The organism is Tigheibacillus halophilus, assembly GCF_042683165.1.
Taxonomy (GTDB): Bacteria; Bacillota; Bacilli; order Bacillales; family Amphibacillaceae; genus Tigheibacillus; species Tigheibacillus halophilus.
This window is the reverse complement of sequence record NZ_JBHUIZ010000005.1, coordinates 305,000-331,370: the sequence shown is the minus strand read 5'-3', so window position 1 is coordinate 331,370 and position 26,371 is coordinate 305,000. Positions and strand designations below refer to the sequence as shown.

Sequence of the window (26,371 nt, the reverse complement as noted above, 5' to 3'; positions counted from 1 at the left end):
TTTATATTATTTCACAGCAGTTATTCCTGCTAAAGAAGATCATATCTTTCACAGTGAAGCATTCCCACTCCTTACATAAATATCATATAGACGTCTTTCACCAAAACTTTATAAGCAGCCCGACAGTAACAGAGAATAAAGCGTGCCCCAGTGTCCAAAGCCCCCATGCCGCCACATCAGCAAGCTCGGGAGTTCTCGCAGACAATGCCGTCAATGGATACAGAAAGGCTCCGCCGATGGTGTACACAAGTACATAGGGCAAAAACCTTCTTTCCAGATGAAAAGGCTTTAGCAATAAAAACAGAACAGCGACACTCATGATGCATGTGAGGAAATGAAAAGCTATTCCGACACCCGGGACCTCATGCCACTGTTTCAAAACAGGCACATAATCTGTTTCAAATAAGAGGTCATAAGCCTGATTCCCCGTTGTCGTCTGAATGATTTTCAAAAACACAGCCAAAATTGCCCCAGCTGCCAGTCCTATAAGAATCAACTTAACTGCCTGTTTCATGCTTCCACCTACTTTTAAATCAAAAAGTAAATTTATCCGTTTTAGGAAACATACCCGAATGGCGCAATTTCCACACCAAGCAGTACAAAAATCCCGCGGATTCCCTCCTAGCTCCCCGATTACAAATCAAAGTCACGGGGTACATGTTTATTAGAGTAAATGCAATCATGAGGAGGAAATATATATGAAAGCGAAACAGCTCATATTCAATGAAAGACCAAACGGCATGCCAGACAAGGAAACTTTTCAATTGAAAGAAACGGAGCTTGGCAAGCCAGGCGATAACGAAGTATTGCTAAAGACCTTGTACGTATCTGTTGATCCATATATGCGCGGCAGGATGTCAGACAAGGAATCTTACGCCGAACCATTCCAGGTAGGGAAACCGCTGGAAGGAGGCGTCGTCGCCCAGGTTTTGGAATCCGGTTCAGGTTCTTTTCAAAAAGGAGACATTGTCAGGGGAAATCTGCCATTCCAAACGTATCTCATTGAAGAAACGGACAATATCAGCAAAGTGGACACACATGGATTGAACCCAAGTGCTGCCTTAAGTGTGCTTGGGATGCCAGCACTCACAGCCTATTTCGGCATAATGCATATTGGCAAGCCCGAAAAAGGAGAAAACGTCGTCATTTCAGGCGCCGCAGGAGCTGTCGGCCAAGTAGCAGGACAGCTGGCCAAACAGTCCGGAGCCCATGTTGTCGGCATTGTGGGGTCTGCAGAAAAAGCGAAACATATCACAGAAAAACTCGGTTTTGATGCAGCTGTTGAATATAAGAACGGAAATGTCTTGCAACAATTAAAAGATGCCTGCCCAAATGGCATTGATGTATATTACGAGAATGTTGGCGGAGAAATCGGAGATGCTGTCTGGCCACTGCTGAACACATTCGCACGTGTGCCAGTCTGTGGTGCCATTTCTTCATACAATTTAAAGGAAAACGAGCAAGACATCGGTCTGCGCGTACAACAATTCCTGATCAAATCCCGCGCTACCATGCAAGGTTTTCTTGTTGGTGATTTTGCTGAACACTTTAAGGAAGCTTATAGCTTTTTAGCTAACGCAGTCACCGACGGAAATATCGTTTTCAAAGAAACGGTGACAGAGGGGTTCGAGAAGATTCCCGATGCGTTCGCTGGTCTTTTCAAAGGAGAAAATATCGGCAAACAGCTCGTGAAGGTTGCTGAAGAAGACTAGTCTTTCTGAAAAAGGAGTCCCGCATTCAGAAAAGAACCCATTTACCCTTTGGATAGCCTGTCCAAGGGTTTTTTCATGGGCTATTTTTGAAAAGTCAGTTCCGAAAAAGGGCCTTTCTTCATTCATTGTGAGTAAGCAGAATAGGGGCCCCGCTTACAAAGGCATGTGAATCATCAATTAGTCAACATGTTGACTTTTTAAAGGCAGATGTTTTATACTTTTACAATACGTCAATAGGCTGAATCCTTATGAGCAAAAGCAGGTGAATGTTTTGGAAGATAAAGATACCAGAGTTGCAAATATGATACTGGATGTCATTCGTACCGCAAATCTGCTCGAAAGGCTTGGTGCCCAGTACGCTAAAGAAGCCGACCTAAGCAGCGTTCAACAGTATATGATCCTATCGATGCTATCAAATGAAGGTGACTTGCCAATGCGGGATCTCAGGCAGAATACGTTAGTCACCAAACAGGCAGTTACCGGATTGGTAGAGCGGCTAAGCCAGACTGGGTACGTAGAAACGTGCAAAGATACAAAGGACCACAGAGTCACACTTGTCAGACTGACATCTGCAGGTGAAAAAGCACTAGAAATCATTCGTCCTTTCCGGGTTTTGGGAAACCGCAATGCCTTTTCCGTTTTAAGCGATGAAGAGTTTTCCCAGTTGTCTGCCATACTACCTAAATTGATCCATCACTTAAAAAGCAATCAGGAACATATAGAGCATTCACGGCAAAATAATATAAAAAAAGCAAGTAATGATTCCCTATGACGTCGTCTATAAGGAAAATGGATAAGGAGTGAAAAGATTGGAAGCGTTAGGTCTTTTAATTATACGTTTGATTACAGGTCTGTATTTTGCCGCACATGGTGCCCAAAAAGCATTCGGTTGGTTTGGTGGACAAGGGCCGCAAGAAGCAGGTGCTACATTTGAAAAAATGGGTATTAAACCCGGAGCAAGGATGGCACTCATTGCTGGTTTGGCTGAATTTCTTGGCGGATTATTATTCGCAATTGGGCTTCTGACACCGCTGGCAGCTGTGTTAATTATCATCCCAATGATTGTTGCAATTGTGAAGGTTCATGGCAAAAACGGCCTTTTTGTTGACAAGGGCGGGGTCGAATATAACGTCGTCTTAATCGCCATAGCTCTTGGTATTGCATTATCTGGTCCCGGCACCATTTCAATAGATGCTATATGGTTTTAAAGAATGCTGCAAAAATGGATCTGATCATCAAATAATGATGTTCGGATCCATTTTAGTTCACTTTTAGCCAGTTATATCCTTATCATTTGATTTTCAGATATGCCAGCTCCTGAGCAGCAGCTATCATCCTTGCTATGCAATGAATTTTGTAAGCCAGGCGATGTATTGCGCACCGGGTATGAACAGGATTTGTGCCACGAAGGTCCCCAGCAATCTGGAACCTACCATCATCAGCGATATTCGCTTCAATGTCAGATAGCTTCCCCTTTTGTTGACGACATCATCTGCGATCACGGATACTTTCGGGTCGATAAAAACAACTAGCAGTATCGTCGCCACGCCATTTACCAGACCAGATGCCATAATGGCTGTGGATGCTCTTTCTGGTGCCAGGAGGGATGCATAGAGTGCTGATAAAACGCCGATGGTGTAAATTGCGGTGATAACCGTATTCACCAAAAACAGCTTCACCGGAATATCCTTCCAACGGACATCCTTCAAATATGACAAGCTTGGAAATCTGATATGCTTCATTCCCCGCCGTATGAACGTCAAAGAAAAGCCTTTTTTCAATAAAGCAGGTATAGAGCCTCTTTCTTCAGACAAATGAATAATCGCCCGTGAGAACAAGGCAATGAATGTTGGCAGCAGCAGTGTCCCGAATAACGTGCCAAGGGTGGAAGAGCCAATAATGATTCTGTATTGGCTTTCTACAAATGCTAAGGCATGTTCCTTTGGGGCGTTGTCTATAAGACTGCCAGTGAACGGTTGCTGCATCATATTCGCCATTCTGGATATGATGACCATCAAGTTGAATAGCGCCAGCGCCGAAGCTATCATTTTCACCCTGGCCCCTGACAATCTGACTGCATAAGCAAGTGTCTCTATAGCATGTATGATGAAAACGAACAATGAAATGAGAATTAATTTTTCTGTTATATAATCCAAATTGTTTACCACCCACATGTGGACTTATCCACTTTTTATAAACATAAGAAAATCCTACCACAAACTTTCGGGTTATGCCCCATTTACCCCTCCACTAATCAATTTTTCCATTTCCAAGTTGCTTCAGTCGCCAAAAAGGGAATAAACTAAAAACAGATAACCCATCTTAAAATAAATGGAGGCAAATAAAATGGAAAAAATGTTAACGGATAAAGTCGCCTTTATCACGGGAGCGGCCAGCGGAATAGGGCTGGAAATCGCCAGAGCATTCGCCGGCCAAGGTGCAAAAGTGGTTATTTCCGATATCAATGAACCGGCAGCTCGAAACGCAGCGGAAGAGCTGGAGAGCCAAGGGTATAAGGCCCTTGCTATCGCCTGTGATGTCACAAAAGAAGCTGAACTATCACGAAGTATTGAGGAGACAGTGGATATATTCGGCCGAATTGATATTCTGGTCAATAATGCAGGCATACAGCATGTCGCCAATATCGAAGATTTCCCGACTGATAAATTCGAATTTATGATCAAGCTGATGATCACTGCACCCTTCATGGCGACAAAAAAAGTTTTCCCACTTATGAAAAAGCAAAAGTTTGGCCGTATCATCAATATGGCCTCCATCAATGGGGTAATCGGTTTTGCCGGTAAAGCAGCATACAATACAGCAAAGCACGGCCTGATCGGTCTGACGAAAGTCGCCGCATTGGAAGGTGCAGAACATGGCATTACCGTCAATGCGCTGTGTCCGGGATATGTGGACACACCACTCGTGCAAAATCAGCTGAAAGATATTTCCGAAACGAGAAAAGTACCTGTAGAAAAAGTCATGGAAGATGTTTTCTTCCCTCTTGTACCGCAACAACGCCTCCTCTCTGTACAGGAAATTGCTGATTATGCCATATTCATCGCCAGTGACAAAGCAAAAGGAGTGACAGGACAGCCAATCCTTCTGGATGGAGGCTATACTGTGCAGTGAGTCAACAGCTTCATCGCCTTACAGCATTCTCTCTCCCACTTGGTCCAGCTATCAAAAATGGCCGTGCCGTCATTAACTGAAACTGGCCATTTTTGATTCAGTAACCGCGGAGAAAGAGGCCATCATTCTTCCTGGCGTTCAAATAAAAAGCTTTCCAAATGGATTGGAGTAATAGGTGAGCAAATGATAAAAATCTATTATTGCTATAAAAGAGAATTTCAGGGATAATTTTCCAGTAAATGGAATTTATTTCACCCCTCCATTCCCATTGGAAAGCGCTTTATAAACTTTCCCAACAGTAATCACAGCCTGTTATTTCTTCTCATAAAGGACTTTATTTGATATATTGATATAAAGTGTCTCAAAGAACTTACATGTTGAGGTGAGAGAATGACAGATTTGAACGAAGAACTACATACATATCTGGAAGATAGTATAGCAACCATTACAGACAAATGGCTCGCTCTTCGTGACCAAACCAAAGGCTCGATCTATTCCGCCAACGCAAGCAAGGAAACAGAGCAGGAACTGCGCGAGCAAAACACGATCACGAATCAGACCATCATCAGCAGTCTGTTTGGCGACAAAAGCAACTTCGAAAAAAAGAAAAACGAATGGGCTCATGTTGTTGCAAAAAGCCGGGTTGCAACTGCTACGCCAATTCCGGATGTACTGCGCGCGCTAAGCAAGGTACGAAAAGTATTTTGGCAGCAGGTGGAGCACTTTTTGGAAATGCACAAGCCAGCAATACCGGCACACATCGTAGCAGATTGGAGCGACACCATCCACCTCGCATTTGATGAACTGTACATCGCTTTTTCTGAAACGTATTTCAAACTTATGAACGATCGTCTCAGCGCGCAGCAGGAATTGATTAACGAACTGGGATCCCCAATTATCAAAATCACGGAAACCACTGGAATCCTACCGATGGTTGGCGACATTGATACATGCCGTGCCCAGACAATTATAGAAAATGTACCGGCTAAATGCGTCAGAACCGGGATCACAAGTTTGTACATCGATTTATCCGGCGTAGCTATCATTGACACAATGGTAGCCAATCAAATTTTCCAATTGACCAATATTCTCAATTTGCTTGGCACCCAGACAACCATCACTGGGATCCGCCCGGAAATTGCCCAGACAGCTGTACAATTGGGCATAAACTTTTCAAAAATCAATACTTCCAGTTCTCTTCTTCAGGCACTTAAGAACCGTTACGTGCTGCAAAAAATAGACTGACGGACAAGTGTCCGGCATTGTAAAAAGCACCTTTCCAAAAAAGGTGCTTTGTCAGCACCCCCTACTTGGTATTCAACGTGTGAAATCAATCTTTTTACTGAGAAAATATATGAAAATACCACCAATGGCCATAGACAGCAGTTCTCCTGCTCCAACAGACAACCATGTGTAGAAAAATGGCAAATCAAGCATGATAGTCAGTTGCCCCGCTACAGTAAACATAGACAGAGCAAAGATCATGGCTGTAACAGCCAGCTTGGTACCATGATGTTTGATGTTTCTGGTTATGTATCGACAGAGAACCAATACAAGAAATGTGGACACGCCGCCAATGGGTACATCCAATAATCCAGTCGGCGACATCAGGTTGGCGAATATGACGCCAAGCGTCACTGCGATGACGTAGCGCTTGTGATATAAAGCAAGGTAGTTGAACATTTCCGAAAGCCGCAGCTGGATCATGCCAAAGCTGAAAACAGCCAGCCATGCCGTCACAACAACGTACAGCGAGACCACAATGGAAATTTTTGTCAACTCTAATACAGAGGTGCTTGAGGTTGGGCGGGAAATTGATTTATTCATTTTATTTCTCCTTTGTAAAATAACGATTAAGCTATTTTAGTAATAACTGCGACCAAAGGAAGACTAAGTGCCGCAGTGCAGGTTTATATCAACATGCTGTCTGCTGAGATCCCCATCAATATCAGTATTTTTTGCCTGCGTGCTTATTATATCAGAGTCACTTTCCAGCGCGCATTTTTATTTTTTTTACCCCGTCAATCACTGTCCCGCTTAAGTTTTCGGTGACCATTACTTCAAGAAAAAACCATTGACAACGCTTGCACAAAGGTGTAACCTTGACTCAACAAGTTAAGAGTACGTGATGGAGATCAGGAGCCCGCACTATATCATCTGCTTTTTTTCTAAAAAGCAGCAATTGTTATAGTGCGGTTTTTTTGTGTCCTTCATCCACACTTGCGCGCGCAATCTTGTTATCTGTTCGTTTCTTTGGGAACGTATTCATACTACCATGATGGAAGGGGAATAAGTATGTCAGAATTTATGGCTGAAATAATCGGTACAATGATTTTAATTATTTTTGGCGGCGGAGTAGTTGCAGGGGTTAATTTAAGCAAATCAGGCGGTAAAGGCGGTGGCTATGTTGTCATTACGATTGCGTGGGGGCTCGCGGTTACCATGGGAGTTTATGCATCCGGTAATTTTTCCGATGCCCACCTGAACCCGGCAGTTACGTTAGGGTTTGCGGTTGCAGGCGACTTCCCTTGGAGTAAAGTTCCTGAATATATTACTGCACAAATGATAGGGGCAATCATTGGCGCTGTCGTTGTGTTTTTTGCTTATTTGGCACATTGGCGTGTTACAAAAGATCAAGGGGTAAAGTTGGGTGTCTTTGCAACCGGTCCAGCGGTAGACAGCCCACTAGCCAACCTCATTACAGAAATTATCGGTACGTTCGTCCTGGTCATGGGATTAATGTTTATCGGTGCTAATCAATTTACAGAAGGTTTGAATCCAGCTATCGTTGGTTTGTTAATTGTTGCAATCGGCATGTCACTTGGAGGACCGACTGGTTATGCCATAAATCCTGCACGTGATTTAGGTCCCAGGATTGCCCACGCTCTGCTGCCAATCCCTGGTAAAGGGCCGTCCAATTGGAAATATGCCTGGGTTCCTGTAGTTGGACCGATTTTCGGCGGGGTCTATGGCGCGCTTTTCTATGGTTCCATTTTTGAAAAACATTACACAGCGGGTTTTTGGATAGCTTCCGTCGTAATGGCCGTGATATTTATTGCAGCATTAGTAATAGAGCTTAGAAAAAAAGATTCTGCAGAAGGCAATATTTCAAAGCATGCTGTTTAAACACATTTTCATTTTTAAAAATAATATTTAAAGGAGACATCCTGTAATGGGAAAATATATTTTATCTTTAGACCAAGGTACAACCAGCTCAAGAGCTATTTTATTTAATCATGACGGGGAAATTGTGGACACCGCACAAAGTGAATTTGAACAATTCTTTCCAGAGCCAGGCTGGGTAGAGCATGATGCAAACGAAATTTGGACTTCTATTTTAAGCGTAGTCGCAAATGTTCTACAAAAAGGTAATATTTCACCAAGTGATATCGCTGGTATTGGCATTACGAACCAGCGTGAAACAACGGTCGTTTGGGATAAAACTACCGGAAAGCCTGTCTACAACGCTATTGTGTGGCAATCCCGCCAAACGGAAGATATTTGCAAAGAATTACGTAAAAAAGGCTACAATGATCTTTTCAGAGATAAGACTGGTTTGTTAATCGATCCTTATTTTGCCGGGACAAAAGTGAAATGGATTCTGGATAACGTTGACGGCGCACGTGAGAAAGCTGAAAAAGGCGAGTTGTTATTCGGTACAATCGATACATGGTTAATCTATAAATTATCTGGTGGCAAGGCACATGTCACAGATTACACAAATGCATCCAGAACACTGATGTATAACATTTACGACTTGGAGTGGGATGACGAACTGTTGGAAATCTTAACAGTACCAAAGTGTATGCTTCCAGAGGTAAAATCATCTTCAGAAGTTTATGCCCATACAGTGGATTATCACTTTTTCGGTCATGAAGTGCCTATTGCCGGGGTGGCAGGAGATCAGCAAGCAGCTTTATTCGGCCAGGCCTGCTTTGAAGAAGGTATGGCAAAAAATACGTATGGCACTGGGTGTTTCTTATTAATGAATACAGGAGAAACAGCAGTAAAATCACAAAACGGCTTGCTCACCACACTGGCATGTGGTATAGACGGAAAAGTGCAATATGCGCTGGAAGGCAGTATCTTTGTTGCAGGTTCCGCTATTCAGTGGCTTCGCGATGGATTGAATCTGGTCGACAATGCCCCAGAGAGTGAAGCATATGCAACAAAAGTATCATCCACGGATGGTGTGTATCTGGTGCCTGCATTTGTTGGCCTGGGTGCGCCTTATTGGGACAGTGACGCTCGTGGAGCCGTATTTGGGCTCACACGTGGCACATCAAAAGAACACTTCATTCGCGCCACATTAGAGTCACTGGCATATCAGACAAAGGATGTCTTGGATGCAATGAATGCTGATTCAGGCATTGAGCTGAAAGCACTCCGTGTAGATGGCGGTGCAGTGAAGAACAATTTCTTAATGCAATTCCAAAGTGATATGCTTGGCGTTCCGGTTGAGCGGCCAGTTGTTAATGAAACAACGGCGCTAGGCGCTGCATATCTGGCTGGCCTTGCAGTAGGATATTGGCAGGATAAAGAAGAAATTGCAAAGCAGTGGAAAGTAGATCAAAGCTTTCATCATACAATGGATGATGCTAATCGTGATGTTTTATATGCCGGATGGAAAAAAGCGGTTGAAGCAACCCGCGCATTTAAGTAAAATTCCCAGCATGGATAGTGGAAAAACATGCATAAAACGTAGAAAGGTACCTGCGGATAAACAATTCTATCCGCAGGTACCCTTTTTTAAAGTTCAAGATATTCATTTCATTGTCCAGCCGCCGTCAATTGGCATGACAGCGCCATGTATATAATCTGCTGCTTCACTTGCTAAAAAAAGCGACAAATTCGCGACTTCCTCCGGCAGGGCCCACCTTCCCGCAGGTGTTTCCTCCGCTACCCGCTTCGCCATCGTACCATCTCCGGCGAAATCCGCTTGGTTCATCGGTGTTTGAATCGCACCAGGCGCGATAGCATTCGCACGGATACCTTCCCGGCAATAATCCATATCAAGCTGCTTTGTGTAACCGATAATAGCATGTTTGGAAGCAGTATATGCTGCGCCGCCTCCACCCGCAACTAGTCCTGCTATCGATGCCATATTCACCACAACTCCTTGATTTTGAGCAAGCATGGAAGGAAGCACGGTATTCGTCACCATATACGTCCCCTTAAGGTTCGTATTCAAAACGTCATCCCATAGTTTTTCATCGGTTTCTAACGATTTGGCATAGCCATCAAGTACACCAGCTGTATTCAAAAGAATATCAAGTCGGCCAAATGCTGCCAATGCAGCTGTAACCGCATGTTTAACCGCCGTTTTATCTGCCACATCACCAGCAGTATAGCCAAATTTTCCCTCATATTCGCAAGCGAGCTGCTGTAACCCCTTTTCCTGTACGTCCAATGCAAACACATCTGCGCCATTTTCCAAAAAAGCAACGGCCTGTGCCCGCCCGATTCCAGATGCTGCTCCAGTAATAAATACTTTTTTTCCTGCAAACTCAGTAAACTTCATGTTATGCACCATGCCTTATTTCGCCACCATTTTCCAATCCTCTGCCAAAATATCACAAACGGCAGGAGTGAACATCGTATATCCTTCGCCACGTACATTGATCAAGAAATAAGGGTTGAGCTTTTCCCCATCATACTGACCTCGGCCGATAAGCTTTACATACAGTTCTGCCCCGCCCCAGCCTTCACGAACCACTTTCTTTCCAGACTTTAATGCAGGTAATATCTCCTCAAATGTCATGTTATCTTTTCCTCTCTTTTGGCTCATTTCGTGTCGTTTACGGTTATTGCCATAGACTCATAAATGCGTTTTGCTGAAGCTAGTATAGTGGATTGGTATTTAAATGGCAATGCATGATTTGCTCTAAACAAACAGCGATTTCATACCCGTACCTTTGTTTATATTCAGGAACCTCACACCACACCAATTCATAGTATTTTACTGTGTATAGTCAGATAAACTTTGTTATAATGAAGGTATATTTGCCGAAGAGAAAGGATGTGCAGTATGCGAGTTGCAAATAATATTGCAGAATTGATTGGAGAAACTCCGTTAGTCAAATTGAATAGACTTCCAGCTAATGACGGGGCAGCAGTTTTTGTTAAACTGGAATACTTTAATCCAAGCGGAAGTGTCAAAGATCGAGCCGCTTATCATATGATTCTAAAAGCTGAACAGGACGGTTTACTGAAACCAGGATACACCATCATTGAGCCCACTTCAGGAAACACAGGAATCGGTCTGGCCATGAATGCTGCCGCGAGGGGCTATCGCGCGATCATCGTCATGCCGGATAACTCCACTGCAGAAAGAATCCAATTATTACAGGCATACGGTGCAGAAGTTGTCTTGACACCGAGTGCAGAAAAAATGCCGGGGTCCATTCAAAAAGCACGGGAAATAGCTGAAAAAATTCCAAACAGCTTCATACCAATGCAATTTGAGAACGAGGCCAATCCAGACATTCACCGAATAACGACCGCCCCGGAAATCATCGCAGCTATGGAGGAATACGGAAAAAAACTCGCCGCGTTTGTTGGAACATCGGGTACTGGCGGCACGATCACCGGGACAGGGGAAGCATTGAAATCGTATGATGACAACATAACCGTTCACGTTGTAGAGCCCTCAGGTTCTGCAGTTTTATCCGGTGAAGCACCAGGAAAGCATAAGCTTGTCGGAACGAGTCCAGGTTTCGTCCCGCCGATTTTGAATACAAACATATACGATGAAATTTTCAAGATAGAGGATGAGGAAGCTTATGAGACCGTGCACCGTCTTGCAGCTGAAGAAGGCATATTGGTTGGCCCTTCCAGCGGCGCTTCTGTATTCGCAGCACTGCAGGTGGCAAAACGGCTTTCTCCGGATCAAACCGTTGTCTGTATGGCTCCTGACACAGGAGAGCGCTACCTTACCAGTGACTTGTTTCAATTTGAAAATTAATGTTAGAAGCGCGGCACCAACCCGTCTGCCAGTCTGGTGTTATAACTAGTGCATCCATCAGAGTTGCTGCTTTTACTTTACCCCAAACGGATAAAAGTGTCCTTCCTGGAGAAGATCGATTCATTGCATTTCGCTTTCAAAGAAGGTACCATTTTCTATAACTGAAGCGAAAGGAGGTATATTCTTGCAAACTATCAACCCATCTTCAAATACAGCAAAAGAAAACTACAAACTGCTGATTGGAAGTATTATCCCAAGACCGATTGCATTTGTTACGAGTCTATCAGCAGAAGGGATTTTAAACGGTGCACCTTTCAGTTTTTTCAATGCTGTCGGGGAGGATCCACCTATGATTTCTCTTTCCATCAACCGAATTGATGGCCGAAAAAAAGATACCACCAAAAATATACTGGAAACCAAAGAGTTCGTTGTACACATTGCCGATGAAGATAATATAGAACAAATCAATCAAACAGCGGCGAGTCTGCCATCGAATCAGAGTGAAATAGAACTCGCTGGTCTGACCCCTGTAAAAAGCAACAACATATCTGTTCCAGGTATCCAAGAATCAAAAATTCGCATGGAATGTATCCTTGAGCATGCCATCACATTAGGGGAACAAGATTCATTGCGGGATTTCATTATTGGAAAAGTTGTCCAATTCCATTTCGCTGATGATATTTATACAAACGGTAAAATCAATCCACGGCGGCTAGGTGCTGTGAGCCGTTTAGCAGGTACCAACTACGCCAGCATAGGTGATATCTTTCCATTGAAGAGACCGGAATAAATAATGTTTATGCCGCCTGCACTCGGGTTGCTTCCGCAGTGCACATGGGCGTGTCTGCCATCTTGATATCCTTGAATTACTACCACGTTCAAAAGCATGCTTTCAAAAACTTCATACCGCGCAATGGCTGTACTTTTCCGCCTCCGTTCCAGATAGCTTAAGCAAACACCTCCGTATTTTCCTGACTAATTCGAAACTTTCATGTAAAATAAAAATAGCTGGAATAATCATTTTTTGAATCGTCCTGGAATAGAAAACTATGGGGGGAATTCTTATGAGCAGACTTATCCCGAGAGCAGCAATAAGCGGTACAGCAACCGGTGTGCTTTTCATGGCTTTTTTCGGTACTGCCTGGGCTGGTATTGGCATCGGGGGGTTACAAGGTTGGGGAAATCCTTGGCTACCAGCCATCGCTGTGTGTATTGGCCTGGTTTTATGTTCAGGGGGAATCCATTTGTTACGAGCTTCCCGAAACGCACCAGCAGTGACATCAAAATCAGACATGCAGTACAGAAAACGAATCGGCCTCGGATTCGGCATCACATTTACTGCGGAAGCTGTACTCATTGCAGCAGCCGGGGCCATCCTTGGAGCAGCCAATCATTTCGAGTATTTTTTTCCTGTCATGGCATTGATTGTCGGTATCCACTTTTTTCCGCTTGCTCATCTGTTCCAAGTAAGTGGATATTATATCACTGGCACACTTCTTTGCATGCTTTCGCTTATCACATTTTTACTGGTGCCACATTTTTACTGGTGCCAACGCACATCACCATCGCTGCTTATGAAATAAATGGGTGGGAATCCTTCATCGGGTTCACATCTTCTCTTGTACTATGGATCACCGGGATCGCTATATGGAGAATGGGAAAAAATATGCTTAGGAAAACAGAACAAATATAAACAATCAAAAAAAGTGCAAAGGATCCATTGCCCGCTTCATTACTTATGCATCTTATGTCCTTCGGTATTCAAAAGCCCCCCTTCCGCATGCATGTTAAAAATTGATCGACTTTGTCAAAGGAGCTAATTATGTTTGCAACGATGAAAATCCGTTATTTTTTGTTGATCGGTCTGCTTATCCTTGTAGCAGATTTATTCATTTTCGGTGTTTCTGACGAGGATTGGTTTTCATTTGGATTATCCTATACCCTGCTTGGTTTTTATCCTATTCTCTGGCTAAAATATCAACTGAAAAAAAGAGGTCGGATGCTCTCCACTGTTATCCAGCCGAGCGGCACGGTGAAAAGACTGCCAGGACTGCTTTATGTTGTAATTGTAGTGATGTTCTTCTCCTTTGGTGCATTCTGGCTGCTCAACTTCGGTCTTTCCTTCGCTTTTCCAGGGGCGGTTGATTTTCTGTTGCAGGAAGATGAATTGCTGCCAGAGGGCGGAATGCTGTTTGTATGGATGGTGATCTATGTCGGCATCCTGGGGCCCGTTGCTGAGGAAATCATCTTCCGGGGGCTGTTGCTGAACCGTCTGACAGCCAAACTGAACCCGATTGCGGGACTTATCATTGCCAACGGACTTTTTGGCATAATGCACATGGACATTATCGGCGCGTTCATTTTCGGAGTCATGATGTCTTTACTTTATTTCAAAACAAATAACTTATGGTGGCCAATGATGGTCCATATGCTGAACAATTCTATCATTATGGTGATGCAGCTATTTCACATTCCAGATCCCGCCTTTGCAACCTATACAAATATTTCCCAGGTTCGTGACATGTGGCTGCCGAATACGGTGATCCTTGCTATTTCAGCAGTGTTGGTCATTCTTTTTATTCGCCAAAAGACTCAGGAGATCAATTGGAATATGCTCTGCCGATAAGTCAGAGGGCGCGTCCTGTACTGCACCCCAATTGTTAGACTAATAACAATTGGGGTGCAGTTTTTTAAAAGGTCTCTTTCAATTCATTGAGCATGACGTTTGTCTCTACTCGTAAAATTTTCAGGTTTAGAAAAACGTTAGAAAGGGCAGTGTACAATATTGACAGATTCATAGCAGGGGGTGAGATGACTATCATTCACTCGACACTGCCTGTGTGAAAAGAAAGTAAATCAATACATATTTTCTTTGACTGGCAGATTAAAATCTCTGAAATATGAAAGGAGAAATCACTATCAAATCTTTGCGTGTCATTATTTTAACTATCATCAGTCTATTGTTCGTATGCAGTACAGCCTATGCAAGCACAGACTACACCGTCCAATCCGGTGACACCTTGTATAGTATTTCGCGTTCCTACCATACTGAAGTGGCTTCCCTTTTGGATGCTAACCCTTCTGTAACGGATGAAGGCCATATTGTTCCCGGACAGAAGGTCACCATTCCAAATGCCAAAGAGGAATCGTTTAGAGTAACCGCCTACACTGCGGGGTATGAATCTACCGGAAAGCATCCAGGAGATAAAGGTTATGGTGTCACTGCTTCCGGGAAAACCGTCAAGGAGAAGCAAACCATTGCTTGTCCTCCAAGTATGCCATTCGGAACCGAAATATATATTCCAGCGATGATGGAAACATATACGTGTGAAGACAGGGGCAGTGCCATCACAGAAGGGAAATTGGATATTTACACTAATAATTTAAATGAAGCGCTGCAGTTCGGTGTGCAGCATCTTGATGTCCAGATCTTGAATTAGCACATAAAAAAGAACGGGCTTCACCACGGCGGCTCTTCAAGCTAGCCTTTCTGCCTCATCAAAAAGTACATTCAAACCATTTAAAAACAGCAGTACAGACGTAATCTCGGTCTGTACTGCTGTTTTGATACTGGACTTTATCGGTAAATCATTAACTTCAGTATTCCTTCTCCAACAATGATGCTGCATCTTCATCTATGATTACAACCGTATGGTCACTGTTCCTTAGAGCAGTGGCCGGGCAATCCGGGGTTATTTCCCCTTCCAGCAATGCTTTCACCGCCTCTGCTTTATGCTTGCCAGATACAAGCAATATGACTTGTTTTGCTGCTAGTATCTCTGTGAATCCGAGGGTCAGCATTTCTGTCGGGGCTTCTTCTCTTCCTATTCCATATTCTTTCATTGTACTTTGAATGGTCGATTCATCATGCTGGGCCAGGAACATAGTGGAATCAAATGGCGTTCCAGGCTCATTAGCACCGATATGACCGTTTGTACCTAAACCTAGCAATTGAATATCTCTGGGATATTGATCAAGGATCTCTTTATACCTCGCAATTTCTTTATCAGTATCTTGTGCAGCCCCATCAATCAAAAAGATATTTTCAGGCTTGGCAGAAATCAAATTATACAGATTTTCATACATGAATGTTCTCACTGTATACACAGCATCCCTCGGCCCCATATATTCATCCAAATTCATGATTGTGGCACTGCTGATGTCTAAACCATTCTGAACTTCTTCTACAAACAATTTAAACACTCCTCTTGGTGTACCGCCCGTTGTCATCGATAGCACAGGGCGCTCTTTGCTTTCTAACACCTCTTTCATGAATTCAAAACCTTTCTTGGACATTTCATCATAATCCTTCACAAATATTGTTTTCATTTTTCTCTCATTAAAGCGAATGGCCTTAATGATCTTCCCTCCTTATAAATAGTGATATTTGAAACGGCCTGCAGAAATCTACTTGTTTATTTTTTAATTAACGTGCCGCTCCGGACCTCCTTCTTTAAAGACCGGGCCGCATGTTCCACTTTCGGGCCGTATACAACTTGAATATTGTTCTTATCGATTTTCACGAGCCCCATAGACCCTGTTGCTTTCAGCATGGATTCATTTACCAATGAAGTATCATTCAATACCAATCTTAACCTTGAAATACAATTATCGATTTCCAAAATATTATCTCTTCCACCTAAGGCATTAAGAATAGCAGCTCCTAAATCATCATTGGAAGGCACATCTTCTGCTGCCTCACTCTCTTCAGACTCTGCACTTCTGCCAGGGGTCTTCACATCCAGTTTTTCGATAACATATTTAAAGACAAAGTAATAAATTACTGCATAGGCAAGTCCCACTAATACGACTAAATACCATCTGGTATATGTGCCTTGTAAAATCCCGAAGATGGTTAAATCGATCATCCCACCGCCGGCATTCCCAACAGAAACATGCATCAAGGTCATTAATAAAAATGACAGCCCCGCCATGAAAGCATGGAATACCCACAGAACCGGGGATATGAATATAAAAGCGAATTCTATAGGTTCCGTAATACCGGTTACAAAAGAAGTTACTGCAGCCGCAAGCAGCATACCTTTGACTTTCGGCCGCTGTTTCAGATAAGCGGTTTTATACATGGCATAACATGCGGCTGGTAAACCGAATAACATAAAGGGATGGTATCCCTGTGTCAAAAAGCGAGTCGCATGTCTTAATGTATCAATATCCGGATGTGGTGATGCCAGTGCCGCATTAAATATAGACAGTGCTCCTGATACAGTTTGGCCATCGACTGTTGCAGTCCCGCCTATTGGCGTAAAACGGATCAACTGGTTCAGCACATGATGCAGTCCGGTTGGAATAAGCAATCTTTCCGAAAAGCCATACATGAAAGTGCCAATCGCCCCTGATTTACTGATTATGCCGCCTAGTCCATTGATGGCACTGTTAAAATACGGCCACACAAAGTAAGCTATAATAGAAAGAAAAGGAATTGTTACGATGATCACAATCGGCACAAATCGATTGCCGCTAAAAAAGCTGAAAGCAGTAGGCAATTGCTTCGTATGGTATCTGTTATGGATAAAAGCAGTCCATAACCCTACAATTATCCCTCCAAAAACACCCATTCGATACGTGAATACACCAAGCATGGACTCATACGCATTAGAAATTTCAAATGCGTGGATTTGCGTCACACCATGTTCAACTAAATAATCCACGGAAGTCGTTTTAGCCGTTATATTGTTCAATCCCAATAAATAGCCAATGACAACATGAAATATAATGAAGGCTATCACTACGGCGAATCCTGCAATCTCCTTATCGTCCTTTGCCATTCCAGTTGCTACCGAAACTGCGAATAAAATCGGCAGCAAAGCAAACATCATCGAAACAATCTCCCGGACTCCGCCTATGAAGTTTTGAATGATAACAGCATTCGAAACTGTCTCACCCACAATAGATGGGTTTTGCAAAATGGAGACGATACCCAATAGCAACCCTGATGCCACAATGATCGATAAAGGGCCCATAAGCGTCTTCCCAAGTTTTTGGATACTGGTTCTCATATTATCTCACCCACTTAATTTGAATTAGTAGCATTTCGATCTACTGCAATCCAATAATCCTGACACAATCTATTTCTGTTTTTGGCTGAAAGCCTATCTATCTATTGACTTGTTGCTACAAACTGATCGCCTCCAGAATTCTATTCTTCCCCCCAAATTTTCCGTGATTTTAAAAAATCCCCATGAACATCTTAAGATGAACACGTGGGTGACTTTGAAGAAAACCCTTTCATTTCAACTTGATAAAGTCATGGTAGCATTTAAAAAATTCGCAAACAATATATTTTTATCATTAAAAATTCTAAATCTGATTTTGATTTTTCATCCATATTGCGATAAAATATTCAGCCTTGTATATCCAGTACTTTCCGCTATTCAGGCCCTCCTGTCAGACACTTTACTCTTTCTTGTATGGTGCCGCCACCCAATCCTATGCAAAAAGGCTTTTAAGGCAGAAAAACATGCACGGTCAAACCGCCTGGCGTGAAGTGCATGGACGCATCAAACGCAGACTTTGCGATGCCTCCTGATTTCAGCGTACAAATTTTACTTCAAAGAAATTTTATTCAAAATGTGGTTAAAAAATCTGAATGCCCACTATCTGTTGTTCGGCTTTTTAGCCAGTGTTACGATTATTGCGGATAGGCTATCAAATCACATGTTGAAAGGAACGATCATTTTGCAGGTTAATCTGGACAGGGTCATTAACGATATAGAGACATTAGCAACCTTTACAGCAACCCCCGGCAATGGCGTTACGAAATCATCTTATTCCCATGAAGATAAATTAGCAAAAGAATATTTGAAAAACGAGATGGAAAAAATCGGCTTAAAAGTATGGCAGGATGAATTCTCCACCTTATTTGGACGCAGGGAAGGGAAAAACCCCGACGCCCCTGTGATTATGATTGGCTCCCATTATGATTCCGTTGTAAATGGCGGAGCATTTGATGGCGTTGCGGGTGTGGTGGCTGCCTTAGAAATCTTGCGGGTTTTCCAGGAAAATAATATTGAAAATGATTATCCGATAGAAATCATCGCCATGAACGCTGAGGAAGGAGAAACATTCGGACCTGGTACAGGCGTCTCAAATTCTCGTGCACTGGTTGGAACCTTGACAGAGAAAGAATTGGATACTGTTAAAAACAGACACGGATTGACTAAAAGAGAAGCGATGAAAGCATATGGTCTGGTTCCAGATTTGGCAAAAGCTAAACGGGAAAAAGGCTCCATTAAAAATTTCATAGAACTTCATATTGAACAAGGTCCAGTTCTTGATAATCATCAAATAGATGTAGGATTAGTAGAGTATCTGCCGGGAATAGGACGATATAAAGTCAAATTCCATGGGAGTCTAGAAGATTCTACAGCTCCGATGGCAAGCCGGAAAGATGCCATGGTGGCCGCGTCAAAATTTGTTCTAGCAGTGAATCAGATTGTGCAATCACTTGGGACAGGAATTACAGGAACTGTTGGAGAATTTGAGATTTCCCCGAATTCCCATCAATTTGTCCCGGATTATGTGCAAGCATCAGTGGAAATTCGGACATTCGATAAAAAGATTCTTGATGAGATTAACTTACGCGATCGATTCATGACAGAGATCAAGTCCATACAAAAGGAAACGAATGTAGATATCGAATTGATTGAGATGGCTCGGATCGGTTATAGCAACCCAACACCGCCAAGCGTAATGTCTAAAGAAAACGTGGAAATCATGAAAAGAATCTGTGATGAATTGCACTATAAACATACGATCATTAATAACGGCACAGGGCACGATGCAATGATCATGACTGATTTTGCTCCTACCAACTTGATTTATGTTCCAAGCAAAGATGGCATCTCGCATCATCCAGATGAGTGGACTGATTATGAAGATTTGAAAAAAGGCATAGATGTGATGATGCATTTGGTATACGAAATATGTAAATAGACAGGAAACGAAACGTAAATCCTGTTTTTAAAAAAGAGGGTTATCATGGATAGCATCATCATGATAACCCTTCTACTATTTTGCCTCATACACTGCTTTTGATATGATTCGTAAACCCCTCGTACAACAAACTCAATACGAGATTCAATGTACAGAAGGATGAGTTGTTTAATTGGTTGATCTTATTTAAATGAGAAACCTGATAGTAAAGGTTGTAATCAGCCAAATAAGCTAAATCATTTCTTGAAAAAACCGTGACAGAAACCATCGGCACTTGTTTTACTGCTATGTTTTTTATCATAGACTCAATGCCATTCATGTTCCCCGACAGAGATGCCACCATGAACAAATCATTTGGAGTGATTGTCTGGGATACTAATTCCAATTCCGTTTTGCTCGGTATGATATGCAAGTATATGTTATTGTTCAGTAAGCATCTGTAAAATTCTTTCAGCATCAGGTTTTGTCCATACCCTGTGCCATAGGCAAAAATGCGATCAGCTTCTAAAAACAACTTGTAGATCTGTGCCAGACTCTTGTCTTCTTCAAAGAGTTTGATCGTTTCCTCCACGTCTTTTAACAGATCAGAGCTACTAAAATATTGATTATTAGGTACTTTGGTTTCTTCAATTCTTTCAGCCTCTTTTTTAAGGAAATAACGGAATTCGCTGTAGCCGTGAAACCCCAGCTTTTTTGTCGTCCTAATGATTGTAGATGGCGATACATTACAATAGTTTGCGATTTCCGTCACGGTTTTATCCTTACATACATCGATATTACGACTAACGAAACTGATCACATGTAAATCGTTTTCATTCATTTGATCGTAATATCGATTGATCAAAGCTTCCAAATTCATGGTAATGACCCCCTTAAACCGCTGTTTTAGATCAGCAGATTTCCATCATGAACTTACGCCATTGTACAAGTTGCTTTTTAGCTGTTTTGAATCTGATAAGTTAGTCCATTCCATCCGGTATTAATTCATTATTATAACATGCAAGTTTATTTCAAAGGAGCAACAGCATTCATAAACATACAAAAAGAGGATGAGACAAAACCCCAGGAAATGTAAAAAAGTTGGGTGGTACCACCTTGACATGGAACCGCCCAACTTTTTTTATTTTATCGTACCATCCGCTCAAAAAGAATAGTTACAACGCCTTGCCTTCATAATCTGCTGTTTCAGAATGCTTGTCCTTGCTTCCCTTGATCCAGGCAAATAGGATAGCCACAATCAGTATGAAGCCCAAGTAACCGGTCACCGGATAAACAGAACCAACTAATTGGATAAAGCCGATAAAGCTGACACAGAAGGACAGCAAGCAGACAAGGACCACACTGCCCTTGAATTTCCGAGTTCCCGGCTGGACAAATCTTGCAGTGAAAGCATATAGCATGCCCACTGCCGTGTTATAAATCATACCGAGCAAAGCAATCGTCATCAGAAAACCAGTCACTGGCGATAAATCCGTCGCCAGCAGCAATGTTGGCATGTCCGCCCCTTGGATTTTATCGGCATTCATAAAAAGTGCCAGATTGATTAAAAACAGTAAAAGGCCAAGTCCCAATCCCCCAAGCAAGCCACCAAGACTTGCAACCTTCTTCTCTTTCACTGTACCGCCAATAATCGCCAGCATAGAAATACCTGCAGCGATATTATATGACACATACAGCAAGCCGCCCATCAGCCAGTTGGGCGCCGCAGATTGCTGATCAGCAGCATCACTCAGCTTGCCCAAATCGGTATGATTGGTAAAAACAGAATATAGGGTGATCACAAATATCAAGACGAGCAGCAGCGGAGTGATCATACTGATGATGGAAATCACCTTTTTGACATTCAGGCAGAGTGTCAGAATGACCAGCACCGTCAATATCAACGCTCCAACTACTGGTGAAATGCTGAACTGCTGTTGAAAAATCGATCCGCTTCCAGCGAGCATCACGGTCGCCACACCAAACAAGAAAAAAGTGACCAAAATGTCGATTCCCGTACCAATATACTTACCGCAAATATGATAAATGACATCCCGATGGGAGACTGTTTGCAATCGGGATCCAATTTGCATGATTTGTACACCCAGGAAGGCGAACAACAGCGTAGCAATACCTGTTCCAATCAATCCTCCCCATCCAAAACTGGTAAAAAACTGCATCACTTCCTGACCAGAGGCAAAACCTGCACCGACAAGCAATCCAATATAGGCCCCGGCAATCTCCAAACTTTTTCTCATTCAAATCTCCCCTTAGTATAACCTAAATATTCCGATTATTAATCTTGTAAAAAAACCTCCAGCCGATCCAGATCAGCGGATGCTTTACTTGAATGAGGGGGGGAGGATGATCCTATCCCTCCCCTATCTCTATCAGCCAAGCGGCCTTCTGTTTTCATCATTGTCATCAGAATAAAACTATTCCCTGTTAAAAGTCGAATACATATGTGTCCACTGTAAATCGTTTTAATGCGTCTTCATCAATTTCATAACCGATACCCGGTTTTTCTGGCACATGGATGACACCTTTTTCCACAACGACTTCCGGCGCGATGATGTCCTTCTTCCAGTACCTGGATGATCCAGCAGTGTCTCCCGGAAGGTTAAATCCCCCCAAGGTTGTCAATGCGATGTTATGGGCTCTTCCTACACCAGCTTCCAGCATACCGCCGCACCAGACATCAATACCCTGTTCACGGCAGTAATCGTGGATGCGCTTGGACTCTGACAATCCACCGACCCGGCCGACCTTGATATTGATAATTTTACAGCTGCCAAGCTCTACCGCTTTTCTTGTGTCTTCCAACGAGTGGATGCTTTCATCGAGACATATCGGTGTCCGCATATTTTTCTGCAATGTCGCATGGTCAATGATATCATCATGTGCCAATGGCTGCTCAATCATCATCAAACCAAGGTCATCGAGCTGCCTCAAGTGATCGATGTCCGCCAAGCTGTATGCTGAATTGGCATCCGCCATGATGGGCACCTCAGGGAATTTCTCACGTACCTGACGAAGGACGTCTATATCCCATCCTGGCTTGATTTTGATTTTGATGCGCTTGTAGCCGGCAGCTACAAAGCGGCCAATTGTATCGATCAGCTTCTGGATGGAGGGCTGGATTCCGATACTTATACCAACATCAATTTCCTTTTTTTCTCCGCCAAGTGCTGCAGCAAGCGACATATGATGCTGCTTCGCATACAGATCCCAGACAGCTCCCTCCAAAGCGGACTTTGCCATATTATTCCGTTTAATCGGATGGAAAAGCGCCGACACGTCATCTGGATGTTCGATCAAGTTCCTTTGCAATATCGGAATAAGAAAATCCCGCATCATATGCAAATTAGTTTCTACAGTTTCCTCGCTATACCACGGATTGATAAAAGCGACAGATTCGCCAAATCCCCGATTTCCTCTATCATCAACAGCTTCGGTGATAAAAAACTCCTTGTCCTGCATCGTACCGAAGCTGGTAGTAAATGGGTCCTTCATTCGCATGTTCAATTTATGCAGCTTCATCTGCTTGATTGGAACCATTATCTATCGTCTCCTTTTCTATTTGGTAAACACATAGTAGCTGAAATCTTCTTTCCGAATCAGGTCACTAGCCTGAAAACCATGATCAAATAACTTTTGAAATACCTTCCCAGACTGTAGACGCCAGCTTTTTGCCGCTTCAAAATCTGCTTGCTTGACTGCCTGGAAATCAGCTGGTATTGCCACAAAATAAACTTGCTCATTTGCTGCTGTCTCCACCTTCTCCAGTCCGCCTAGAATGACGGGTTCATGATTATTGCCGCCATCCAGCAAAATCTTCTCCGCATCCACGGTTACTTCCGGATGCTTCTTTTCACTGGTGAGATCCCATTTGATTTGGATACGGTCCGTAGGCAACCCTTGATTGAATTCATCATCCATCTCGCCATAGTGATTCGCTTGAAATACTGCGCCTGCTGCACCAAGTTTATGTAAATTCACATACGCATTCCTGCTTTCCAGCGGGTCGTAAGTCCACGTGATCATCGTATAGCCGAGATTCCTTGCGATTTCCGCCTGCTTCAATTTCAATGATTCGCCAAGCCCGCCCATGCGGTAATCCGGCAGCATCCCCATCATATGAGAGCATAAATAAGGCGCTGTTCCATCGAACCCGGCAAAGCTGTATAAGAAACCAACCATATCATCTCCATCGAAAGCACCTAGTATGATACCTCCGTTATGCAGAGCAGTAAAAGTCTGGTGGACAGGAATCGGATCCATATGCCACACGCCTCTTTCCACTTGCTGCATCTCCCGTAGCTCCTCCATCGATGTCAGTTGCCGAATCTGTAATGTATGCATCCTATCCCTCCCGGTTGTCAGCGGCTGTTTTCATTAGCGCTTGCACCAGAATATTGACCGCTTCTGGAATCATGTCATGGTTGAATGTCATTTGCGGGTGATGCAGCCCCGGTTTCAAACCACACCCGATCGCCAGCATAGTAGCCTTTAATGTTGGCCGCTTGATCGTATAAAAATGAAAATCATCTCCACCAGTTGTCGTGATGGCTGGCTTCATATTTTCTCTCCCAGCTTGTTCTGCAATAGCTTCGCTTAAAATTTTCGCAGCTGTTTCGTCAGGCACAGCTGCAGCAACGTTCGCCTTCGTTTCCAAGTGAATGGGCACGCCGTGATAATTTTCAAGCATTGCAGCAATCTGTTCAATTTTTTTTGTCAGAAAGGCCATCACTTCGTTATTCTGTGCCCTGACATCGATGGAAAAGACTGCTTTTCCAGGAATGATATTAGCACTTTTTCCACCCGCTTGAAAAGCAGTCATCTTTACTGAATAAGGCACTCTGGGGTCAGCATGGATATTATTCAGATGCTGGAAAAACTCCGTGCCGATTTGAATCGCATTTTCATTCAAATGCGGCCGCGCACCGTGTGCATCCTCGCCAAGAACAGTACCCTCGATAAACTTCGCTGCGCCGTGATGAATTGCCGGGGCGAACTGGCCTTCGAGTAATTCCTCAGCTGGCCGCAAATGCATACCGTATAGAAAATCAATGTCATCCACTACACCAAGCTCCACCATTTTTAAAGCCCCGGTGCCTTTTTCTTCGGCAGGCTGAAAGATGAAACGAAATGTTCCTGTTTCAGGAAGTCCCTTTTTCACCAGCGACAGAAATACACCAAGCACAATTGTCATATGGGCATCATGTCCGCAGGAATGATTGGCTTGCATCTTGCCGTCTACTTCCTGCCAAAGGGCATCCATATCAGCCCTGATTGCGACAACAGGCTTTCCGCTGCCAATTTCTACTACCACGGCCGCACAGTCATCAAATGTCTGAACCCTGCAGTCATACGCCGACACAATCGACTTTATGTATGCACTTGTCCCATGTTCCTCCCAGCTGATTTCAGGATGCTCATGCAGATGATTGAATATGCTTTGCAACTGTCCTGCCAGCTGCTCTGCTTCAGTTTTCATGCTCTCCATCTCCTTGTATACGATGTGTATGGATTGTTATGCATATCTTTTTTATGGATTGAAGCTATATACAAACGGTTATATGCTTGGCTAAACTATCCACCAAAAAAATCATTACCATCCAACTGTTCAAAATTAGTGACTCGCTGTTGGAATTCTTCCTTATTTTCCAGTGAAACTGCTGAAACAATACTTTTCGCCAGTGACATGACAACTGGTGCTGCATCCAATGTCGAGGTTGTCTGTAAGTGGATCGGCAGTATCATATCAGCATACGCAGCTATTGGCGCAGCCGGTGTGTCGGTCAATGCAACGACAAAAACCCCTTGCTTTTTTGCAAGTTTGGCGAGATGGATCGTATCTGCCGCGTACCGGTGAAATGAAAAAGCGACCACCACACTTTTCGGCGTCAGTTCGCCTACACGGAGTAATACATCATCCACTGTCGGCTGATATAATCTTGTTTTTCCCATCACCAAATCAAGTGCATACGCAAACCAGCTTGCCAGTGCATGTGACGAACGGACCCCTGCCACAAGCACCCGATCGCAGGCAGACAGTCTGGAAACAACGGCAGCCAGCTTATCCTCAGACAAGTGCTCCAACACCCGCTGGACATTATTGATATCCTTTGCCATCAAAGCTTTCACTGACGCTCGCTGTGCGTCATCTGCCACAGGCTCCACAAACTCTGCCAGGGTGCTTTTCCGGAATAATTCGTGCCGTATTTCTTCCTGCAGCTCACGATACCCTGCATAGCCAAGCTTTTGGCAAAAGCGGATCACCGTTGTTTCACTGACCCCCATCCGCTTCCCTGCTTCTGCAGCTGACTGCATCGCAAACATTTTCGGATCTTCATATAAATGTGATGTAATCTTCAGTAAATTCTTTGAAAAAGAAAGCTGCTGCGCAGCAATCCGTTGATAAATAGCTTCCACCGGCGATACCTCCATCGGTGCCGTATACTAAAACGAAGCAAATACTTCATATTTTATTTAAAAAGAAGGAAATGCTTTATAAGTTTTGATTATTTTAACATGCATAAGAAGCATTAGCAATGATTTAGTATGGATGTTTGTTAACAGATAGATGAGTCCGTCTTCCAAGCAGCCACTGCCAGGGAAACTCGTTTAT

Annotated in this window: 26 protein-coding genes; 13 read left to right on the top strand and 13 right to left on the bottom strand. The window is 43.3% G+C overall.

Annotated features, from left to right (window positions below; genetic code table 11):
- Positions 1–97: 97 nt before the first annotated feature.
- Positions 98–514, bottom strand: coding sequence for a hypothetical protein (locus ACFSMW_RS07900; protein ID WP_390354549.1), 417 nt, complete (start codon positions 512–514; stop codon positions 98–100).
- A 184-nt stretch (positions 515–698) separates the two neighbouring features.
- Here ACFSMW_RS07900 and ACFSMW_RS07895 point away from each other — a divergent pair, with 184 nt between their 5' ends.
- The 3 genes from ACFSMW_RS07895 (at position 699) to ACFSMW_RS07885 (ending at position 2,920) form a co-directional block, all read left to right on the top strand.
- Complete coding sequence (locus ACFSMW_RS07895) at positions 699–1,712, top strand: NADP-dependent oxidoreductase (RefSeq protein WP_390354548.1); 1,014 nt, start codon at positions 699–701, stop codon at positions 1,710–1,712.
- A gap of 271 nt (positions 1,713–1,983) precedes the next feature.
- On the top strand, positions 1,984–2,484 hold the full coding sequence (locus tag ACFSMW_RS07890) for a MarR family winged helix-turn-helix transcriptional regulator (protein WP_390354547.1): 501 nt from the start codon (positions 1,984–1,986) through the stop codon (positions 2,482–2,484).
- Positions 2,485–2,521: 37 nt separating this feature from the next.
- Positions 2,522–2,920, top strand: a complete 399-nt coding sequence (locus tag ACFSMW_RS07885) for a DoxX family protein (RefSeq protein ID WP_390354546.1) — start codon at positions 2,522–2,524, stop codon at positions 2,918–2,920.
- 132 nt (positions 2,921–3,052) lie between these two features.
- On the opposite strand, the gene ACFSMW_RS07880 is transcribed toward ACFSMW_RS07885, so the two are convergent.
- Positions 3,053–3,868: a lipid II flippase Amj family protein gene (locus tag ACFSMW_RS07880; RefSeq protein WP_390354545.1), complete on the bottom strand. Its 816-nt coding sequence runs from the start codon at positions 3,866–3,868 to the stop codon at positions 3,053–3,055.
- 190 nt (positions 3,869–4,058) lie between these two features.
- On the opposite strand from ACFSMW_RS07880, the gene ACFSMW_RS07875 reads away from it, so the two are divergent.
- Together ACFSMW_RS07875 and ACFSMW_RS07870 are read left to right on the top strand one after the other, a co-directional pair.
- Complete coding sequence (locus ACFSMW_RS07875) at positions 4,059–4,844, top strand: 3-hydroxybutyrate dehydrogenase (RefSeq protein ID WP_390354543.1); 786 nt, start codon at positions 4,059–4,061, stop codon at positions 4,842–4,844.
- Positions 4,845–5,234: 390 nt separating this feature from the next.
- Positions 5,235–6,089, top strand: coding sequence for an STAS domain-containing protein (locus tag ACFSMW_RS07870; RefSeq protein WP_390354542.1), 855 nt, complete (start codon positions 5,235–5,237; stop codon positions 6,087–6,089).
- Positions 6,090–6,161: 72 nt separating this feature from the next.
- Here the strand turns inward: ACFSMW_RS07870 and ACFSMW_RS07865 are convergent, their stop codons facing one another.
- Complete coding sequence (locus tag ACFSMW_RS07865) at positions 6,162–6,671, bottom strand: QueT transporter family protein (RefSeq protein ID WP_390354540.1); 510 nt, start codon at positions 6,669–6,671, stop codon at positions 6,162–6,164.
- Between the two features lie 468 nt (positions 6,672–7,139).
- On the opposite strand from ACFSMW_RS07865, the gene ACFSMW_RS07860 reads away from it, so the two are divergent.
- Both ACFSMW_RS07860 and glpK read left to right on the top strand, forming a co-directional pair.
- Positions 7,140–7,970: an MIP/aquaporin family protein gene (locus tag ACFSMW_RS07860; RefSeq protein WP_390354539.1), complete on the top strand. Its 831-nt coding sequence runs from the start codon at positions 7,140–7,142 to the stop codon at positions 7,968–7,970.
- Positions 7,971–8,016: 46 nt separating this feature from the next.
- Positions 8,017–9,507, top strand: coding sequence for a glycerol kinase GlpK (glpK, locus tag ACFSMW_RS07855; protein ID WP_390354537.1), 1,491 nt, complete (start codon positions 8,017–8,019; stop codon positions 9,505–9,507).
- A 102-nt stretch (positions 9,508–9,609) separates the two neighbouring features.
- Here glpK and ACFSMW_RS07850 read toward each other — a convergent pair whose 3' ends face one another.
- Positions 9,610–10,377 carry a 3-oxoacyl-ACP reductase gene (locus tag ACFSMW_RS07850; protein ID WP_390354536.1) on the bottom strand — a complete coding sequence of 256 codons (768 nt, stop codon included), beginning with the start codon at positions 10,375–10,377 and terminating at the stop codon, positions 9,610–9,612.
- 3 nt (positions 10,378–10,380) lie between these two features.
- Positions 10,381–10,605, bottom strand: coding sequence for a DUF2829 domain-containing protein (locus ACFSMW_RS07845; RefSeq protein ID WP_390354535.1), 225 nt, complete (start codon positions 10,603–10,605; stop codon positions 10,381–10,383).
- Positions 10,606–10,872: 267 nt separating this feature from the next.
- Here ACFSMW_RS07845 and cysK point away from each other — a divergent pair, with 267 nt between their 5' ends.
- The 5 genes from cysK (at position 10,873) to ACFSMW_RS07820 (ending at position 15,248) form a co-directional block, all read left to right on the top strand.
- Complete coding sequence (gene cysK, locus ACFSMW_RS07840; RefSeq protein WP_390354533.1) at positions 10,873–11,808, top strand: cysteine synthase A; 936 nt, start codon at positions 10,873–10,875, stop codon at positions 11,806–11,808.
- A 184-nt stretch (positions 11,809–11,992) separates the two neighbouring features.
- Positions 11,993–12,598, top strand: a complete 606-nt coding sequence (locus ACFSMW_RS07835) for a flavin reductase family protein (RefSeq protein WP_390354531.1) — start codon at positions 11,993–11,995, stop codon at positions 12,596–12,598.
- A 274-nt stretch (positions 12,599–12,872) separates the two neighbouring features.
- The gene (locus tag ACFSMW_RS07830; RefSeq protein WP_390354530.1) at positions 12,873–13,391 is read left to right on the top strand and encodes a hypothetical protein; all 519 of its coding nucleotides are present in this window, start codon (positions 12,873–12,875) and stop codon (positions 13,389–13,391) included.
- Between the two features lie 239 nt (positions 13,392–13,630).
- A complete protein-coding gene (locus ACFSMW_RS07825) occupies positions 13,631–14,434 on the top strand; it encodes a CPBP family intramembrane glutamic endopeptidase (protein ID WP_390354528.1) in 804 nt (267 codons plus the stop codon).
- 274 nt (positions 14,435–14,708) lie between these two features.
- Positions 14,709–15,248: a LysM peptidoglycan-binding domain-containing protein gene (locus ACFSMW_RS07820; RefSeq protein WP_390354526.1), complete on the top strand. Its 540-nt coding sequence runs from the start codon at positions 14,709–14,711 to the stop codon at positions 15,246–15,248.
- A 157-nt stretch (positions 15,249–15,405) separates the two neighbouring features.
- Here the strand turns inward: ACFSMW_RS07820 and ACFSMW_RS07815 are convergent, their stop codons facing one another.
- Positions 15,406–16,137: a glucosamine-6-phosphate deaminase gene (locus tag ACFSMW_RS07815; protein WP_390354525.1), complete on the bottom strand. Its 732-nt coding sequence runs from the start codon at positions 16,135–16,137 to the stop codon at positions 15,406–15,408.
- 86 nt (positions 16,138–16,223) lie between these two features.
- Positions 16,224–17,825, bottom strand: coding sequence for a PTS transporter subunit EIIC (locus ACFSMW_RS07810; protein WP_390354524.1), 1,602 nt, complete (start codon positions 17,823–17,825; stop codon positions 16,224–16,226).
- A 571-nt stretch (positions 17,826–18,396) separates the two neighbouring features.
- On the opposite strand from ACFSMW_RS07810, the gene ACFSMW_RS07805 reads away from it, so the two are divergent.
- Complete coding sequence (locus tag ACFSMW_RS07805; protein ID WP_390354522.1) at positions 18,397–19,761, top strand: Zn-dependent hydrolase; 1,365 nt, start codon at positions 18,397–18,399, stop codon at positions 19,759–19,761.
- Positions 19,762–19,846: 85 nt separating this feature from the next.
- On the opposite strand, the gene ACFSMW_RS07800 is transcribed toward ACFSMW_RS07805, so the two are convergent.
- The 6 genes from ACFSMW_RS07800 to ACFSMW_RS07775 form a co-directional block, all read right to left on the bottom strand.
- Positions 19,847–20,620, bottom strand: coding sequence for a MurR/RpiR family transcriptional regulator (locus ACFSMW_RS07800; RefSeq protein WP_390354520.1), 774 nt, complete (start codon positions 20,618–20,620; stop codon positions 19,847–19,849).
- Between the two features lie 295 nt (positions 20,621–20,915).
- Entirely contained in the window at positions 20,916–21,998 is a 1,083-nt protein-coding gene (locus tag ACFSMW_RS07795) for a YkvI family membrane protein (protein WP_390354519.1), read from the bottom strand.
- 187 nt (positions 21,999–22,185) lie between these two features.
- Complete coding sequence (gene menC / locus ACFSMW_RS07790) at positions 22,186–23,298, bottom strand: o-succinylbenzoate synthase (RefSeq protein ID WP_390354517.1); 1,113 nt, start codon at positions 23,296–23,298, stop codon at positions 22,186–22,188.
- A gap of 18 nt (positions 23,299–23,316) precedes the next feature.
- Complete coding sequence (locus ACFSMW_RS07785) at positions 23,317–24,102, bottom strand: GNAT family N-acetyltransferase (RefSeq protein WP_390354515.1); 786 nt, start codon at positions 24,100–24,102, stop codon at positions 23,317–23,319.
- A gap of 1 nt (position 24,103) precedes the next feature.
- Positions 24,104–25,237, bottom strand: a complete 1,134-nt coding sequence (locus ACFSMW_RS07780) for a M20 peptidase aminoacylase family protein (RefSeq protein WP_390354514.1) — start codon at positions 25,235–25,237, stop codon at positions 24,104–24,106.
- Between the two features lie 95 nt (positions 25,238–25,332).
- Positions 25,333–26,175, bottom strand: a complete 843-nt coding sequence (locus ACFSMW_RS07775) for a MurR/RpiR family transcriptional regulator (RefSeq protein WP_390354513.1) — start codon at positions 26,173–26,175, stop codon at positions 25,333–25,335.
- Positions 26,176–26,371 lie beyond the last annotated feature (196 nt).